Origin of the sequence: Stutzerimonas stutzeri (assembly GCF_024448985.1) — a bacterium.
In the GTDB taxonomy this organism is placed as follows: Bacteria; Pseudomonadota; Gammaproteobacteria; order Pseudomonadales; family Pseudomonadaceae; genus Stutzerimonas; species Stutzerimonas stutzeri_AP.
Map to the genome: position 1 here is coordinate 129,662 of NZ_JAMOII010000003.1, position 16,913 is coordinate 146,574.

16 protein-coding genes and 4 tRNA genes are annotated in these 16,913 nt (G+C 56.5%); 13 read left to right on the top strand and 7 right to left on the bottom strand.

Going from position 1 to position 16,913, the window contains the following annotated elements:
- Positions 1–117: 117 nt before the first annotated feature.
- From alaS to NA647_RS06210, 6 genes are all read left to right on the top strand, one after another.
- A complete protein-coding gene (alaS, locus tag NA647_RS06185; RefSeq protein ID WP_256056893.1) occupies positions 118–2,742 on the top strand; it encodes an alanine--tRNA ligase in 2,625 nt (874 codons plus the stop codon).
- Between the two features lie 157 nt (positions 2,743–2,899).
- Positions 2,900–4,135, top strand: a complete 1,236-nt coding sequence (locus NA647_RS06190) for an aspartate kinase (protein WP_181102357.1) — start codon at positions 2,900–2,902, stop codon at positions 4,133–4,135.
- A 183-nt stretch (positions 4,136–4,318) separates the two neighbouring features.
- Positions 4,319–4,504: a carbon storage regulator CsrA gene (gene csrA / locus NA647_RS06195; protein ID WP_003283978.1), complete on the top strand. Its 186-nt coding sequence runs from the start codon at positions 4,319–4,321 to the stop codon at positions 4,502–4,504.
- 62 nt (positions 4,505–4,566) lie between these two features.
- A tRNA-Ser gene (locus NA647_RS06200) sits at positions 4,567–4,657 on the top strand.
- A gap of 108 nt (positions 4,658–4,765) precedes the next feature.
- Positions 4,766–4,842, top strand: a tRNA-Arg gene (locus NA647_RS06205).
- A gap of 68 nt (positions 4,843–4,910) precedes the next feature.
- Positions 4,911–4,987 (top strand) — tRNA-Arg (locus NA647_RS06210).
- Positions 4,988–5,031: 44 nt separating this feature from the next.
- On the opposite strand, the gene NA647_RS06215 is transcribed toward NA647_RS06210, so the two are convergent.
- Positions 5,032–5,520 carry a DUF4124 domain-containing protein gene (locus NA647_RS06215; protein WP_256056894.1) on the bottom strand — a complete coding sequence of 163 codons (489 nt, stop codon included), beginning with the start codon at positions 5,518–5,520 and terminating at the stop codon, positions 5,032–5,034.
- Positions 5,521–5,817: 297 nt separating this feature from the next.
- Here NA647_RS06215 and mgtE point away from each other — a divergent pair, with 297 nt between their 5' ends.
- The 4 genes from mgtE (at position 5,818) to NA647_RS06235 (ending at position 10,604) form a co-directional block, all read left to right on the top strand.
- On the top strand, positions 5,818–7,260 hold the full coding sequence (gene mgtE / locus NA647_RS06220) for a magnesium transporter (protein ID WP_256056895.1): 1,443 nt from the start codon (positions 5,818–5,820) through the stop codon (positions 7,258–7,260).
- A 139-nt stretch (positions 7,261–7,399) separates the two neighbouring features.
- Positions 7,400–7,654 carry an OadG family protein gene (locus NA647_RS06225; RefSeq protein ID WP_256056896.1) on the top strand — a complete coding sequence of 85 codons (255 nt, stop codon included), beginning with the start codon at positions 7,400–7,402 and terminating at the stop codon, positions 7,652–7,654.
- A gap of 21 nt (positions 7,655–7,675) precedes the next feature.
- Positions 7,676–9,457: a sodium-extruding oxaloacetate decarboxylase subunit alpha gene (gene oadA / locus NA647_RS06230; protein ID WP_256056897.1), complete on the top strand. Its 1,782-nt coding sequence runs from the start codon at positions 7,676–7,678 to the stop codon at positions 9,455–9,457.
- Positions 9,458–9,467: 10 nt separating this feature from the next.
- Positions 9,468–10,604: a sodium ion-translocating decarboxylase subunit beta gene (locus NA647_RS06235; protein WP_256056898.1), complete on the top strand. Its 1,137-nt coding sequence runs from the start codon at positions 9,468–9,470 to the stop codon at positions 10,602–10,604.
- Between the two features lie 323 nt (positions 10,605–10,927).
- On the opposite strand, the gene NA647_RS06240 is transcribed toward NA647_RS06235, so the two are convergent.
- Positions 10,928–11,251: an Arc family DNA-binding protein gene (locus NA647_RS06240; RefSeq protein ID WP_256057072.1), complete on the bottom strand. Its 324-nt coding sequence runs from the start codon at positions 11,249–11,251 to the stop codon at positions 10,928–10,930.
- 213 nt (positions 11,252–11,464) lie between these two features.
- Positions 11,465–11,647: a PA3371 family protein gene (locus NA647_RS06245; RefSeq protein WP_256056899.1), complete on the bottom strand. Its 183-nt coding sequence runs from the start codon at positions 11,645–11,647 to the stop codon at positions 11,465–11,467.
- A 516-nt stretch (positions 11,648–12,163) separates the two neighbouring features.
- Here NA647_RS06245 and NA647_RS06250 point away from each other — a divergent pair.
- Positions 12,164–12,240 (top strand) — tRNA-Arg (locus NA647_RS06250).
- Positions 12,241–12,393: 153 nt separating this feature from the next.
- Here NA647_RS06250 and NA647_RS06255 read toward each other — a convergent pair.
- The 4 genes from NA647_RS06255 to flgA form a co-directional block, all read right to left on the bottom strand.
- Positions 12,394–13,140, bottom strand: coding sequence for a flagellar brake protein (locus NA647_RS06255; RefSeq protein WP_256056900.1), 747 nt, complete (start codon positions 13,138–13,140; stop codon positions 12,394–12,396).
- A 68-nt stretch (positions 13,141–13,208) separates the two neighbouring features.
- A complete protein-coding gene (locus NA647_RS06260; protein ID WP_256056901.1) occupies positions 13,209–13,679 on the bottom strand; it encodes a flagella synthesis protein FlgN in 471 nt (156 codons plus the stop codon).
- Positions 13,680–13,722: 43 nt separating this feature from the next.
- Positions 13,723–14,052: a flagellar biosynthesis anti-sigma factor FlgM gene (gene flgM, locus NA647_RS06265; RefSeq protein ID WP_256056903.1), complete on the bottom strand. Its 330-nt coding sequence runs from the start codon at positions 14,050–14,052 to the stop codon at positions 13,723–13,725.
- 104 nt (positions 14,053–14,156) lie between these two features.
- Positions 14,157–14,903 carry a flagellar basal body P-ring formation chaperone FlgA gene (flgA, locus tag NA647_RS06270; RefSeq protein ID WP_256056904.1) on the bottom strand — a complete coding sequence of 249 codons (747 nt, stop codon included), beginning with the start codon at positions 14,901–14,903 and terminating at the stop codon, positions 14,157–14,159.
- Positions 14,904–14,982: 79 nt separating this feature from the next.
- On the opposite strand from flgA, the gene NA647_RS06275 reads away from it, so the two are divergent.
- Together NA647_RS06275 and cheR are read left to right on the top strand one after the other, a co-directional pair.
- Positions 14,983–15,915 (top strand): chemotaxis protein CheV, encoded by a 933-nt coding sequence (locus tag NA647_RS06275; protein ID WP_256056905.1) that lies wholly within the window; start codon positions 14,983–14,985, stop codon positions 15,913–15,915.
- A gap of 36 nt (positions 15,916–15,951) precedes the next feature.
- Complete coding sequence (cheR, locus tag NA647_RS06280; protein WP_256056906.1) at positions 15,952–16,776, top strand: protein-glutamate O-methyltransferase CheR; 825 nt, start codon at positions 15,952–15,954, stop codon at positions 16,774–16,776.
- The last annotated feature ends 137 nt before the right edge of the window (positions 16,777–16,913 follow it).

Below are 16,913 nucleotides of genomic sequence, written 5' to 3' on the forward strand. Positions count from 1 at the left end.
CCCGATATAATGCGGCCCTTTGCCGGCTATCCGTTTGGATAGTTGCGAACCGGCCCCCGGTGCCGACTCGCCGTGTCGTTTTGCAGCCGTTCGGCCGCTGTCTTCTGGAAGAAATCTATGAAAAGCGCAGAAATCCGTGAAGCCTTCCTCCGCTTCTTCGAAGAGAAGGGTCACACTCGTGTGGCCTCCAGTTCGCTGATCCCGGCGAATGATCCGACCCTGTTGTTCACCAACGCCGGCATGAACCAGTTCAAGGACTGCTTCCTCGGTCTGGAGAAGCGCGCCTACACCCGCGCCACAACCAGTCAGAAATGCGTCCGTGCCGGCGGCAAGCACAACGACCTGGAAAACGTCGGCTATACCGCGCGGCACCACACCTTCTTCGAGATGCTCGGCAACTTCAGCTTCGGCGACTATTTCAAGCGCGATGCCATCAACTACGCCTGGGAATTCCTGACCTCTGAAAAGTGGCTGAATCTGCCCAAGGAAAAACTGTGGGTCACCGTCTACGCCACTGACGACGAGGCCTACGATATCTGGACCAAGGACGTCGGCGTACCGGCAGAGCGCATGGTGCGCATCGGCGACAACAAGGGCGCGCCCTACGCCTCGGACAATTTCTGGGCCATGGGCGACACCGGCCCCTGCGGACCTTGCACCGAAATATTCTTCGACCACGGCGAACACATCTGGGGTGGCCCGCCTGGTTCACCGGAAGAAGACGGTGATCGCTACATCGAGATCTGGAACAACGTCTTCATGCAGTTTAACCGCTCTGCCGACGGCGTCATGCATCCGCTGCCGGCACCGAGCGTGGATACCGGCATGGGGCTGGAGCGCATCAGCGCGGTACTGCAACACGTCAACTCCAATTACGAAATTGACCTGTTCCAGAGCTTACTGAACGCGGCTGCCGAGGCCATTGGTTGCAGCAATGACGGCCAGGCCTCGCTGAAGGTCGTCGCTGACCACATCCGTTCCTGCGGTTTCCTGATCGCCGATGGCGTGACGCCGTCCAATGAAGGTCGTGGCTACGTGCTGCGCCGTATCGTTCGCCGCGCCTGCCGCCATGGTAACAAGCTCGGTGCGAAGGGGAGCTTCTTCTACAAGATCGTCGCGGCGCTGGTTGCCGAGATGGGCGAGGCCTTCCCTGAGCTGAAACTGCAGCAGGCGCACATCGAGCGCGTGCTAAAAACCGAGGAAGAGCAGTTCGCCAAGACCCTGGAGCAGGGCCTGAAGATTCTCGAACAGGACCTGGCCGAACTGAAGGGCAGCGTTATTCCCGGCGAGGTGATTTTCAAGCTTTACGACACTTATGGCTTCCCAGTGGACCTCACTGGCGACATCGCCCGCGAACGCGAGCTAACGCTGGACGAGGAAGGCTTCGAACGCGAGATGGAAGCTCAGCGCGAGCGCGCGCGATCGGCTAGCGCCTTTGGCATGGACTACAACAGCCTGGTCAAGGTCGAGGGCGAAACACGTTTTACCGGCTATCTCGGTACCTCTGGCAGCGGCAAGGTGTTGGCGTTGTTCAAGGAGGGAATGGCAGTTCAGAGCTTGTCGGCAGGTGAAGAGGGCGTGGTCGTCCTCGATGAGACCCCGTTCTATGCCGAATCCGGTGGTCAGATAGGTGACTGCGGTTATCTGGCTGCTGACGGGTTGCGCTTCGATGTACGCGATACCAGCAAGGCTGGGGGAGCGTTTCTGCATCACGGTATTCTCGATAGCGGCAATCTGCACGTAGGCGCGACTGTCGATGCTACTGTCGACGCGTCGATTCGTCAGGCCACAGCGCTGAACCATTCCGCGACGCACCTGTTACATGCAGCGCTGCGGCAGATTCTGGGCGAGCACGTCAGTCAGAAAGGCTCGTTGGTCGACAGTCAGCGCCTACGCTTCGACTTCAGCCATTTCGAGGCGATCAAGCCAGAGCAGCTCAAGGCGCTGGAAGACAAGGTGAACGCTGAAATTCGCGGCAACTCGGTCGTTGAAATCGAGGAAACCGACATCGAGACGGCCAAGAGCAAAGGGGCCATGGCCCTGTTCGGCGAGAAGTATGGCGATCAGGTGCGGGTACTAACCATGGGTGGGGACTTCTCCGTAGAGCTTTGTGGTGGTACTCACGTCAACCGCACCGGCGACATAGGCTTGTTCAAAATTACCAGCGAAGGTGGTGTGGCTGCGGGTGTGCGGCGTATCGAGGCGGTCACTGGCGCGCAGGCACTGGCTTATCTGAACGGCGCCGAAGAGCAGCTGAAAGAGGCTGCCGCGCTGGTTAAAGGCAGTCGCGAAAATCTGCTGGATAAGCTGGGTGCAATGCTGGAGCGCAACCGTCAACTTGAGAAAGAGCTTGAACAGCTCAAAGCCAAGGCGGCCAGCGCCACCGGCAACGATCTTGCCGGATCCGCTGTCGATGTGAAGGGCGTGAAGACTTTGGCAGCCCGTGTCGATGGCCTGGATGGCAAGGCGTTGCTGGCATTGGTCGATCAGTTGAAGAACAAGCTCGGCAGCGGCGTGATTTTGCTCGGCGGCGTGCAGGACGAAAAGGTCGTGCTGGTGGCTGGCGTGACCCCGGATCTCACCGGCCGTTTGAGGGCAGGTGATCTGATGAAGCAGGCGGCTGCGGCTGTCGGTGGCAAGGGTGGCGGACGCCCGGACATGGCGCAAGGTGGCGGCAGCGATGCGGGGCGACTCGACGAGGCGCTGGCACTTGCGCTCTCGTTTGTAGAGCAAGGCTTGTAAACAGAGCGGCCACTGCGCCGCTCTGTTCGTTATCAGGGCACAGAGATTATTGGACAACGCATCGCAGCCGGGCAGGCCGCTGCCCGCTTGCAATGAGCGATGCTTGGGTAGGCAGGTTATTTATTGAGCGCCCGTGATGGGCTTAGGCGGCTATGAGATGGCTTTGATCGTACAGAAGTTTGGAGGTACCTCGGTGGGCTCCGTCGAGCGCATCGAACAGGTGGCGGCGAAGGTCAAGAAATTCCGCGACAACGGCGACGACATCGTCGTGGTGGTTTCGGCCATGAGCGGTGAAACTAATCGCCTGATCGATCTGGCCAAACAGATCAGCGAGCAGCCCGTGGCCCGCGAGCTGGATGTAATGGTATCGACCGGCGAACAGGTCACCATTGCCCTGCTGGCGATGGCATTGATCAAGATTGGCGTACCGGCTGTGTCCTACACCGGCAGCCAGGTTCGTATTCTCACCGACAGCGCGCATAGCAAGGCGCGTATTCTCCAGATCGACTCGCAAAACATCCAAAAGGAACTCAAGGCTGGCCGCGTGGTGGTCGTTGCGGGCTTCCAGGGTGTAGATGAGAGCGGCAACATCACTACGCTCGGCCGCGGCGGTTCGGATACCACAGGTGTCGCGCTCGCAGCTGCGCTGAAGGCGGATGAGTGTCAGATCTACACCGACGTCGATGGTGTTTACACGACCGACCCGCGCGTAGTCGCCAAGGCTCAGCGCCTGAACAAGATCACCTTTGAAGAAATGCTCGAGATGGCGAGTCTCGGCTCCAAGGTGCTGCAGATTCGTGCCGTGGAGTTTGCCGGAAAATACAGTGTGCCGTTGCGCGTGCTGCACAGCTTTCAGGAGGGTCCGGGAACCCTCATTACACTTGATGAAGAGGAATCCATGGAACAGCCCATCATCTCCGGCATCGCTTTCAATCGTGACGAGGCCAAGCTGACTATTCGTGGTGTGCCGGATACTCCCGGGATAGCCTTCAAAATTCTCGGCCCGATCAGCTCGGCAAATGTCGAGGTCGATATGATCGTGCAGAACGTCGCGCACGATAACACCACGGACTTTACCTTCACTGTTCACCGGAACGACTACCATAACGCGCAGCAGGTGCTCGAGGGCATTGCACGGGATATGGGTGCACGGGAAGTTATCGGCGATGTTGATATCGCTAAGGTGTCCATAGTCGGCGTCGGTATGCGCTCGCATGCGGGCGTCGCCAGCCGGATGTTCGAGGCGCTGGCGAAGGAAAACATCAACATCCAGATGATCTCTACATCGGAAATCAAGGTTTCGGTTGTGATTGAGGAGAAGTACCTGGAGCTGGCGGTGCGGGCGTTGCATACCGCATTCGAGCTGGACGCTCCGACCGCAAAAGGTGATTGATTCGACGGAGTTGCGTTTAATTCGCACCTTCTGTCGATTTGAATAGGCCGAAAGGAACTTTAGAGTCGTTTTTGCTGGTCAATAGCTGGTGAAAGGCTCTAGGGTCGATGTCTCACGGAACATTATCCGTTTTTATCTTTGCAGACTGTTTACTGAATTGAATCCGTTTTTAAGGAGAAAGGAATGCTGATTCTGACTCGCCGGGTCGGAGAGACCCTGATGGTGGGTGACGATGTGACTGTCACTGTGCTGGGTGTCAAGGGAAATCAAGTGCGCATTGGAGTGAATGCACCCAAAGAGGTAGCGGTGCATCGCGAGGAGATTTACCAACGGATCCAGAAAGAGAAAGATCAAGAACCAAGCCATTAATATTTATGTGATTTTTGGCTTTGCAAGCGGGGTAAAGATGGGTATCATGCGCCCCGTGTTGCGGAGAGGTGGCCGAGTGGCCGAAGGCGCTCCCCTGCTAAGGGAGTACATCTCAAAAGGGTGTCGGGGGTTCGAATCCCCCCCTCTCCGCCATTTTGCATAGTTAGATAGTGAGTCGATTTGGCTGTTTGGTTTGATGGAAATCATTGAATTAAAGAGCTTGACCAACAAATTCACGAATCTATAATGCGCACCCTTAGTGCACTCATAGCTCAGCTGGATAGAGTACTCGGCTACGAACCGAGCGGTCGGAGGTTCGAATCCTCCTGAGTGCACCATATTAAACGAACACAGAAATGTGATTCGTTGTTGTAGCCAGCGGTGATCTGGTTTATCAAGCGCTTATGCACTCATAGCTCAGCTGGATAGAGTACTCGGCTACGAACCGAGCGGTCGGAGGTTCGAATCCTCCTGAGTGCACCAACCCAAAAAGGGCCTGCAGCGATGCAGGCCCTTTTTTATTGGCTTCAGGGTTTGCTTCGAACGCAGCCGTATTCGTCAAAGCTAACGGTCCGCGTCCGGCCCTTGTCATTGCTGTAGCGATACTGCATCTGCCCGTTGCGGCTGGTTACGGTGTCAGGCTTGCCGAAGGTGCTTTCGATGTCGGCGCGGGTCATTCCTGAAAGGATGTGTCGGCCGATCAATGCATTGCGTCTCGTGCTGCCTGTTACGCGGTTTCCGCATCCGTCGTCCTGTTTGCCCACCACGGTGAGCTGTCTGGTTTCTTCCCGGGCGGCCTTTTGTGATTTCCTGGGTTTGGCCAGGGGAACGGCCTTGCCGGAGCTTGGTGTGGGATTTCGCGCTTCTTGAATTTCAGCGGTCTGATTCGTAGGGCAGCCCTGTCGGGTAAAAGTGAAGTTGCCTGCCTCATCGATGCAGCGATAGATGCGTGCTCCGAGCGCAGGGGGCGTGATGAGAAGTAGGGCGCAGCAGCTCGCAGTGAGAATTTTGTTCATGTTCGTCCTCCTTGACGATCGGTTGGGCAGCCTAACCAATAATTTGTTGTGCCGCAGTCGTGTCTTCTCGCAACGTGAATGCGTCGACACTGGAAAGCCGGCGCAACCGGTTGTATTACCTGCACTTATGAGGCTGATGCTGTGGTTGCGGTGGTATCATTGCGCGGTCCGCCCCTCTTGGGGTTTCTGGATCCTTCTCATGGATTTGCCCAGTAGTCGTATAAAACCTTTTCTTGCCAATCACGTTCCGAATGATTGATCCCCTGGTGCGCTCCGACCGCTGGGGTGGAGTGCGCCATGATTGAAGTAGAAGCAAAAAAGCCGCAGGAAAGTCTCCAGGATCGTCTGGCGCAAGTCGTCGAGTTGCTTCATCGACACAAGATTGTCGAAGACCTGGCGCACCGCCAGGAAGGGCAGCACCAGGACATCATCGAGAGCCTGGTGCATCGTCAGAATCTCGTCGAGCTGCAGCGCAAACTAGAGGCGCTACACCCAGCAGACATTGCGTACATTCTTGAAGCATTGCCGCTCGATGAGCGCTTGACGGTCTGGCAGCTGGTCAAGTCGGACCGCGATGGCGACATTCTTCTCGAAGTTTCCGACGCCGTTCGCGAGACGCTGATCGCTGACATGGATGATCACGAACTGCTGGCGGCCGCCAAGGAAATGGACGCCGACGAGCTGGCAGATCTGGCTGCCGAGCTGCCCCGTGACGTCGTCCATGAGCTGATGGAAACACTGGACGCGCAGCAGCGTGAGCGTGTCCGGTCGGCCTTGTCTTATGAAGAAGATCAAGTTGGCGCGCTGATGGACTTCGAGATGGTCACGATTCGTGAGGATGTGAGTCTCGAAGTCGTTCTTCGCTATCTGCGGCGCCTGAAGGAGCTGCCAGGGCATACCGATAAACTGTTCGTAGTCGATTACGACGGGGTGCTCAAAGGGGTCCTGCCCATCAAGCGCTTGCTGGTCAACGATCCGGAGCGGGACGTTTCCGAGGTGATGGCCAGCGATCCGGTGACCTTTCACCCAGACGAGGATGCCTACGAGGCAGCTCAGGCATTCGAGCGTTACGACTTGGTTTCCACGCCTGTGGTGGATAAGAGTGGCAAGCTGATCGGGCGTCTGACTATTGATGAGATGGTTGACCTGATTCGTGAAGAGAGCGAAAGCGAAGTTCTGAACATGGCGGGTCTGCGCGAAGAGGAGGATATTTTCGCGTCGGTGTGGAAGTCGTTGCGCAACCGTTGGGCTTGGTTGGCGGTAAATTTGATCACGGCCTTTATCGCCTCACGCGTGATCGGTCTGTTTGATGGCTCGATCGAAAAGTTGGTCGCATTGGCTGCGTTGATGCCCATTGTCGCCGGTATCGGTGGTAACTCCGGCAATCAAACCATCACCATGATCGTTCGAGCGATGGCACTGGATCAGATGGGTACGGGCAATAGTGCTCGCTTGCTGCGTAAGGAAGCAGGTGTCGGCATGCTGAATGGTCTGATATGGGGTGGAGTCATAGGCATGGTGGTCTATTGGCTCTATGGCAGCTGGTCGCTGGGGGTAGTGATGACCGCAGCGATGACCCTCAACCTCCTGTTGGCAGCCTTGATGGGGGTGCTGATTCCAGTAACGCTAGCCCGCATGGGGCGGGATCCTGCGCTTGGCGCCAGCGTGATGATCACTGCCGTGACCGATAGCGGTGGGTTTTTTATCTTTCTCGGCCTGGCGACTGTTTTCCTGCTCTGATTCCTCCTAGCTACAGCGGCTTGGCGTTTGCTTTGCTGTCGTTTTTCGGGCTACTGTTCGTAGGTTTCGCCTTGGCGAAGTCTCTCGACACGATGCGAATAACAGGCGGCTCGAGCCGCTGATTGGACAGGAAATACTAATGACTCCTAGCGAACTCCTGCTTGAAGGCGTCGAACTTATGCTATTCGGCCTAGGTTCTGTCTTCATCTTCCTTGTCTTATTGATTGCATGCATCCGACTGATGGCGTTTGTAATCGCTCGCTTCGATAGCATGCCGCCAGCACAGGCAGTTTCCGTCAAGCCTGCCACTTCGGGCGCAGCAGCTGAGCCGGACGCGGACGTTCTTGCTGCCATCCAGGCCGCTATTCATCAGCACCGCGCCCGTCGCGGTTGATCAGAACAGGGAGTTCCCTTCATGAATTCTGCAAAACGACCGCTCGGTATTACCGATGTGGTACTACGTGATGCCCATCAATCGATTCTCGCCACTCGTGTGCGTCTCGAGGACATGCTGCCGATTGCTGCCAAGCTCGATCAGGTCGGGTTCTGGTCGGTCGAATCCTGGGGCGGTGCGACCTTCGATGCCTGCATTCGCTATCTCGGTGAAGACCCTTGGGAACGCATCCGTGAACTGAAAAGCGCGATGCCCAAGACCCGTCAGCAAATGCTGCTGCGCGGTCAGAACCTGCTGGGCTATCGGCACTACGCCGATGACGTGGTGGAGAAATTCGTCGAGCGGGCTGCGGTCAACGGTGTTGATGTATTCCGCGTATTCGACGCAATGAACGATCCACGCAATCTGGAAACCGCGCTGCGGGCCGTCAAGCAGCAGGGCAAACATGCCCAGGGCACCATCTCCTACACCACCAGCCCGGTGCATACCCTGGAGATGTGGGTCGATCTGGCCAAGCAGATCGAAGATATGGGAGCCGATTCGGTAGCGATCAAGGATATGGCCGGCATCCTTGCGCCTTACACCGCCTATGAGCTTGTGTCGCGGTTGAAGGCGAGCCTGTCTATCCCGATTCATATGCAGTGCCACGCCACGGCCGGTCTTTCTACTGCAGCGATCCTCAAAGCCGTCGAGGCTGGCATCGACAACGTCGATACTGCTATTTCTTCACTGTCGATGACCTACGGCCATTCACCGACCGAGTCGGTGGTAGCGATTTTCCAGGGCACCGAGCGAGACACGGGCCTTGATCTGGAGCTGCTGGAGGAAGTCGCTGCGTATTTTCGCGAGGTGCGTAAGAAGTACGCGAAATTCGAAGGCACGCTCAAGGGCGTCGATTCGCGCATCCTCGTGGCGCAGGTGCCGGGCGGCATGCTGACCAACATGGAGGGCCAGCTGAAGGAGCAAGGTGCTCTCGACAAGTTCGATCAAGTGCTGGCCGAGATCCCTCGGGTTCGTGAGGACCTCGGTTTCATTCCGTTGGTGACGCCGACTTCGCAGATCGTCGGTACGCAAGCGGTGATCAACGTACTCACCGGCGAGCGCTACAAGTCCATCACCAAGGAAACTGCCGGGATCCTCAAGGGAGAATACGGCTCCGCGCCAGCCCCGTTCAATACCGAACTGCAACAGCGTGTGCTCGACGGTGTGGACGTCATTACCTGCCGTCCCGCCGATTTGCTGCAACCGGAAATGGACAAGTTGACTGCCGAGCTGAAAGCGCTGGCGCAAGAGAAAAGCATCAGGCTGGCCAAGGACCAAATCGATGACGTCCTGACTTACGCACTGTTTCCACAAATCGGCCTCAAGTTTCTCGAGAATCGCGGCAACGCCGCCGCCTTCGAGCCGGTGCCGACCGGTAACGACAAGGCTCCGCGTGAGCCGGGCGTAGCCGAGGTCTACACCGTCGAGGTCAACGGCAAGTCGTTCGTGGTGCAGGTCAACGAAGGTGGCGACATAGAAGGTCTCAAGCCGATCGGTGAGGCGACGGGTGCAGCGCCTGGAGTTGCGCCCGCTCCGGCTGCTGGTGCGGGTGAGCCGCAGCCGGCTCCGCTGGCGGGCAATATCTTCAAAGTGCTTGTACAGCCCGGTCAGTCAGTTCAGGAGGGTGATCTGGTCATCATTCTCGAAGCCATGAAGATGGAAACTGAAATCCGTGCATTCAAGGCCGGCACCGTTTCAGGTGTGAACGTCAAGGTCGGCGATGCGGTGTCGGTGGGCGACAGTCTGCTGACCATCGCTTAAGGAGTGCTGCATGGATAAGTTGCTCAAGCTGTGGCAGAGCACCGGCTTGTATCATCTGGAGCCCGGTCAGTTGCTGATGATCGTGGTGTGCTTGGCATTGATCTATCTGGCGATTCGCAAGGGCTTTGAGCCTTTGTTGCTGATCCCGATCGGATTTGGTGGTCTGCTTGCCAATATTCCGGTCGCCAACATGGCTGAGGGAACCGGTATTCTTCACCTGTTTTACGAAGTCGGTTTGCCGACCAGCGTATTCCCACTACTGATTTTCATGGGTGTGGGGGCGATGACGGACTTTGGTCCAATGCTGGCAAACCCCAAAACCTTGTTGCTCGGTGCGGCAGCGCAGTTCGGTATCTTTGCCACCTTGCTTGGCGCGTTGGCGGTGACGGCGTTGGGTATTCCAGGCATGGAGTTTACCTTGCGCGAGGCGGCTTCGATCGCAATCATCGGGGGGGCTGATGGCCCCACGTCGATATTCGTCACAGCGAAGCTTGCGCCGGATCTGTTAGGGCCAATTGCTGTGGCGGCCTACTCGTACATGGCACTGGTCCCTTTGATTCAGCCGCCCATCATGCGAGCCCTGACTACCAAGGAGGAGCGCGCCATTGTCATGACGCAGCTGCGCCATGTTGGGCAGGGGGAAAAGATAGTCTTCCCGCTCATGCTGGCCTTGCTGGTCGGTTTGCTATTGCCTGATGCGGCGCCGCTCGTTGGCATGTTCGCTTTCGGCAACCTGTTGCGTGAATGCGGCGTGGTTGATCGCCTGGCTGACACCTCGCGAAATGCGTTGATCAACATCGTCACGATTGCGTTAGGGCTGACGGTCGGCTCAAAGCTTTCCGCCGAAGCCTTCTTGCAGATGAAAACGCTTGGAATTCTCTCCCTGGGGATGGTCGCTTTCTGCGGTGGTACAGCAGCAGGTGTGCTGATGGCCAAGGTGATGAACATGTTCAGTACGAACAAGATCAATCCGTTGATTGGATCTGCAGGCGTGTCGGCGGTACCAATGGCTGCCCGGGTGTCTAACAAGGTTGGGCTCGAGGCGAATCCGCAAAACTTCCTGCTCATGCACGCCATGGGCCCGAATGTGGCAGGGGTAATCGGCTCCGCTGTTGCTGCCGGTGTGCTGCTTAGTTTTGTGGGTTAGCTAGTTATTTTTCAAGCTTCTCGCAGGACGTCTGCCGCCGGTAACAATGGATGCCTGTACCAAGAAGGTGCAGGCATTTTTGTTTCCAAGTTAACGCGTTGCCATTCACGTACTTAGCGAACCGATGCATGAGGCGGTGCTTGGTCGTTAACCAGCCAAGCTTGTCCCTGTTTTGCTCAGGCGTTGTATTAGTGCGTGTGCTCTGCGGCCGTCTCTTTAATTCAGGCCTTGGATCAAGCGGATAACGCTCAGATGGCGCGCCGCAAACGACAACGCCCCGACTGTGTCGAGGCGTTTGTAAATCCGCAGGCTATCGGCGATGGTTAGTCTTCTTTTGCAGCTTCGGCGTCTTGTGCGATCAGGGCAATCAGGGCGTTCTGCTGGCGGTGGGCGAGCTGACGAAAACGCTGAAGCAATTCACGCTCATGAAGCGTCAGTTCGGGGCTGTCCAGCCGCATACTCAAATCGTCGTCGAGTGCGCCTTCCTGAAGAAGGCTCTGCTCCAAGCGAGCAATGATCTCCGAGTTCATGCTGCGATGATGGTTGCGCGCAACCTCAGCGATACGCTCCCGCATGCCATCTGGTAGCCGAACCACGAATTTGTCAGCCGTGCGGCTGGAGTAAACTGCCTGCTTCATAGGGCGCATATTAAACCGGTTAGTCAGGTGGAGATGGTGGCTTATTGCCGTTCTAGTCCCGGTCTGACAACCAAACAGCACTGGCTGTTCCGCGACCTGAAAAAAAGATACTAGGCGGCTTTATGGCGCCAATTATACGACGACACGGATCAGAGTAAAGGCATGATGATGGCGAAAAGCCGTTACTGTGATCAGCTACTGATCTTTACCGTTAATCACGTCCTAGCGTAGTACTGGATCGAATTTAATCCGCCGACCGATCAGAAGAGAGATCACGAAAAGAACGCAGAAAAACACCGTGCCTCCTTTTGCGACCGGCTCCCACATGTCGGGAAGGGCAGTACCAATGCTCAGTGCGCCGCAGATGATGCTGAGCAGAAGGAAAAGGCAGCCATAAATAGACATCCGTTATCTCCTTGGTGAAACAAAACGCAGGGTCTTAGAAGACCCACCGTTGCGGTTGCGTGGGTGTGCTCATTGCTTGGCTGCTAATGGTTTGCGCTGGCGCTGTCAGCCTATGAACCGACGGGGTAGCGGCTTGCTCCAATATGGCAGTTGGAGCGTGATCTGGCTCCTGCGCTGTTGCCTGCAGTTGCATCGCAGCTACTACGGCTAGGATGGCTGAACTGAATAAATAAGCTGGGCGTAGCATTGGCGGCTCCTTCGCAAATGGTTCGCATGGCTTAAGCATTCGGTGTGCCATCTTTGCTAAGAAGAAAAATCCTTTATTTTCATGGGCTTACGTTAGGCTGCTTTTGGCTCACGATGCGTTTTGCATGATGCTAATAAAAGCACAATGCAAAATGCAATATAAGGTTAGGTCGTGGTCCAGCGTGTCGATATACGCTTATTGACGGGCGGGCTCTGTTGCCAATCGCATGACAAACGAGCCCAGGCCCGCTAACATGCTGCGCCTATCGCGTCCCAGTAGCTCAATTGGATAGAGCATCCCCCTCCTAAGGGGAAGGTTGTGAGTTCGAACCTCGCCTGGGACGCCAGCTTTGCCTCCAGTAAAATCACGGCATCCTGCCGCCGTCTGGCCTATCGATAAGCCGCGCCGGGATAGTTCATGAGCAATCAGAGTGACGTTGGTTGAACGGCTTGTCGGGCCGCTCTGGCCATTTGACCGCTTTCGCAACGGATCATCTATTTCAGCTAAAGCGGCCGCTTGCCTGGTCGCGTCGTGCTTCACGTTGTAGCTGATAGACGAATCGTTCGATATGACGTTGCGTCAGACCGCTGATGCGATAGAAGCGCATTCCACAAAAGGTCACATCTAGCTTTTCATCGAAAACGACATGCCGTAGTTCGGCCGCTGTTGTAACAGTGCCGAAGGGAAGCTTTGCGGAGAGTTGTTCGTACACTCGTCCCGTCTGTAGGCCATTCTGAAGGTTGCCTTGGAAGCTCAGCTTGCAGCCAGTCGCCGACATGTCCAGCACTTTACCTTCAACAGGCTTGATAGTTTTGTCGCTGAGTTCGGCAGCGATAGGTTGGCCAGTCAAAGAGGCCCGGTAAGCGTTGCGTCTTTGATGGTACAGAACTTGACCCGGTAGGGGTGCCCAGTAGCACCGGGCATCTTCCAGTTCGCCTGGATGCACCGGATGATCATTGCTCCAGGCGATGCGCACGCCTTCGTAATAGCCTTCAACCTGAAAGGCTTCTCCGGACGCCATCAAGCGTTCGCCGTCGTTAGGTATCAACTCGTCGAACGCAATCCAGCCCTTCTCGCGGTTTATTTCCACCACATAGGTTTGATAGCGCTGGCTACGGTCAACGAATCGGACCAGTAGCGGGATGTGGTTATCCAGCAGTTGCTTCAGGGCCGCGTGGATCTCGGTTGTTGTCTTGAGGATCTGAGGAGGCTGCGGGCCTCCGTCCTCCGCAAACGGATTGGACACTTAGCATTGCTCTCCGGCATGTAACGACGTCCGCCGCATAATAGCATTTTGACTCTATTTGGCGGCGGTCAGGCCTGGCTGAGCGGACGATGATTTGCCGTTCTGGATGTGGCGCCTCGGCGATCGTAGAGGTCGGGTGTTTGGTTGCTGCCTTTCAGTACATGCAGCATGGCACCTACTGCACTCTGATTGGCGCGGATAAGTTTGCCGTTGCGTTCGTTGGCGTTTCGGCAGGCTTCTAAAATGCTCTCGAGCTGTTCCGCATGGGCAAGGACTTTATCGCCTATCGGCGAGCTCGCGACAAAAGCCACCAAGCCATTCCTGTCGGCGCTAAGCTGCGCCTTGGCAAGTGTCTGGCTGCGGAGGGCGCCGTGCTGACCCAGCAGCGCCAGGAGTGTCTGCTTATGCGTAAGCAACTGCTCCAAGCCCGCTAGGTTGCGCTCGGCAAGTGCCTGATACTCGGCATCGATGAGCTCAAGAAGTTTTCGGGCGGTGCCGATATCGTCAACCAGCTGCTGAAGCAATTCGGTATCTTGCATAGTGGTCTCTAATACGCTGACGCTTGGCTACCTTTTACTGGGTTCAACGTTGGCTTTCGAAGGCTAGCAGCTTCGATGCCACGCGCTGGGGATCTACCTGATAGCTGCCATCGGCTATTGCCTGCTTGATCTGGGCGACACGCTCCTGATCGACAGAGGGCTGCTGGCTCAACTTTTCAGCAGTCTGCTGCAGGCGTTGTGCTTCCGGGCTCAGTTGGACGCTCTCGCCGGATACCGCCGCGTTATTGGTGTTCTTCACCACATCAGCAGCGGATTGTTGAACCGATGGCCGCTCAGTGTTCTGCACATTGCTGCTTCGCCCACTGCTCGGTGGGGTCACGGCCCCGTTGGGCCGGTTGAAATCGATAGCCATGATCGAAACCTCGAATAAGTCAGGACGCTTGCCTGCTTTTCGGCAAAGCCATGGGAAACTTTAGCTTTATTTTCCCGGAGTGGCTGCGGCAGCGTCAGTCCTTCTCACATCGCGACTTCCACCTGACCGGGACCGACGACGCGGGCCTTGATAACGCGACCAGATCGCTGATTTTTGACCCTGATCTGACTGCCAAGTGCGCCATCGGATAAAGCTTCGCCTGGCATTCTCACATTTATTGACGAATTTTTCGCGCTGATTACGACCTGATCGCCTTTGCGCACGATTTCCGCGAGCGAAACAGCGTTAGGCGTAAGCACCTGATCGGGAAGGGCGCTGCGGGTGATTTTGTTACCGAGAACCTGGTCGTAAGCCGTCAGGTAACCCTGGGTGAGTAGGCTGACGTCCCGTTCGGCAAGAGTCACGTCGGCTTGCTCCAAGATGCTTTCGCGCGCTAGCGGCCGCCGGGCGACTATTACTTCGCGGAACAAATGGACCTGCGCGGGGACGAAAACGGACCAGGGCGCCGAGCCTTCGCAGCTGACCCGCACGGTTGTGCGGCCAACCGGTTGCGCAGGGCTTTCCAGTTTCGTAGTCAAAGGGCGATCGCAATGTGCCAGGCGCAGACGGGGGTCGAGTCTGTTGACCTCGATCTGATGGCGGGCCTGGATTTGGCTACGCTGTAAATAGTCGGTCACCTCACGCTCAAGAAATCCGCGTGCTGCGTCGATAAGCTGTTCAGGCCTTGTTGCTGAGTCAGCAAACTGGCTCAGCCCGCATAACGCCGAAAACAGGATCGCTCGACAAAGCGCGATGCAAGGACGCCGGAAAAAAGTCATCTGTTCGTTCATGTCATGGCAGAAGCAAAGGGCGTGCCGGTAAATCTGCCAGATACTCTGAACACCATTTCGTAAAGCAAGAGGAACTGGCATGGCCGGTGTATTGGATTCGGTTAACCAGCGTACCCAGCTGGTCGGGCAGAATCGTCTAGAGCTGCTGCTGTTCAGGCTCGATGACAAGCAGCTCTATGGCATCAACGTGTTCAAGGTCAAAGAGGTGTTGCAATGCCCGCGCCTCGCCATCATGCCCCGGTCCAGTCCGGTCGTGCGCGGCGTGGCGAACATACGCGGCAGCACGCTTTCGATTCTCGATCTTTCCTTGGCTACCGGAAAACCTGCATTGCAGGATCTCTCCAATAGCTTCGCCATCATTGTCGAATACAACAACAAGGTGCTCGGATTTCTGGTTCGCTCGGTGGAGCGGATCGTCAATATGAACTGGGAGGCCATACTGCCGCCGCCCAAAGGCGTTGGACCTGACCATTATTTGACAGCCGTTACCCATGTAGACGGCCAGATGGTCGAGATCATTGACGTAGAGAAAGTACTGGCTGAAGTGGCTCCCGTTTCAGAGGTGCTCTCGGTCGCCATTGCGGACGAGGAAACCACCAGCAAGGCGTCAGCCAGTCGGGTTCTGGTCGTCGACGACTCCTCGGTTGCGCGAAAGCAGATAATTCGTTGTCTACAGAATCTGGGAATCGAGGCGGTAGCGCATAACGATGGCCGTCAGGCGTTGACCTACCTGCAAAAGTTGGTGGCAGACGGCAAGAAGCCATCCGACGAATTCGTCATGGTGATTTCCGACATCGAAATGCCGGAGATGGATGGCTATACGCTGACGACCGAGGTTCGCCGGGATCCGGCCATGCGGGACTTGCACATCCTGCTGCATACTTCGCTCTCCGGTGTGTTCAACCAGAGCATGGTCAAGCGGGTCGGTGCGGACGATTTTCTCGCCAAATTTCAGGCGGACGATCTGGCCAACCGGGTGATAGAGCGGATCCGAACGACGGGTAAGAATTAAGCATGTCCTCTTCAATACGACTGGTGGGCCATATCAGTGTCAGGTGATCCGGATTTCGATCAGTTTCGAGTGTTCCTAGAGAAGACGTGCGGCATTCTGCTGGGCAGCAACAAGCAGTACCTCGTAACCAGCAGGCTGAACAAGCTGATGGAGCAGCAGGGACTCAAAAGCCTTGGTGAACTGGTCAGGAAGATCCAGACCCAGCCACGCAGCGGCCTGCGCGAGCAGGTCGTGGATGCGATGACGACCAACGAAACGCTCTGGTTTCGCGACACCTACCCATTCGAGGTGCTCAAGAACCGGCTCCTGCCTGAGTTGCTGAAGGGCGCTCCAGGGCAGCGCCTGCGCATATGGTCCGCTGCCTGCTCGTCGGGGCAGGAGCCTTATTCGCTATCGATGACGATCGATGAATATGAACGTAGTAACCCGAGTCAGCCCAAGTTGGCGGTTCAACTTGTTGCCACCGAGCTGTCTGGCACCATGCTTGCTGCAAGCAAGGCTGCCGAATACGACAGCCTGGCTATCGCGCGAGGATTGTCGAGCGAGCGGTTACAGCGGTATTTCGATGTGAAGGCGCCGGGTCGCTGGGTCGTCAAACCAGCGATTCGGAACCGGGTCGAGTTCCGTGTGCAGAACCTGCTGGATAGCTATGCGGTATTGGGAAAGTTCGACGTGGTGTTCTGCCGGAACGTGCTCATCTACTTTTCTGCGGATGTGAAGAAAGACATTCTTCGGCGTATTCACGCCACGCTGAAGCCGGGCGGCTACTTGTTTCTGGGAGCATCCGAGGCGCTGAACGGGCTTCCCGAGCTGTATCAGATGATCCAATGCAGTCCAGGCATCATCTATAAGGCCAAGTAGGGCGATCGATACCGGCAGCGTCGCAGCGAGGCGGCGGCAGAAATCTGTCGGTCATGAGTGAAGAGGCGGCAAAAACATGGAAAAGCTTTGCCGCTTTTGACGCATCGCTCCTGATGCATTGCTATAAATCCCTTCTA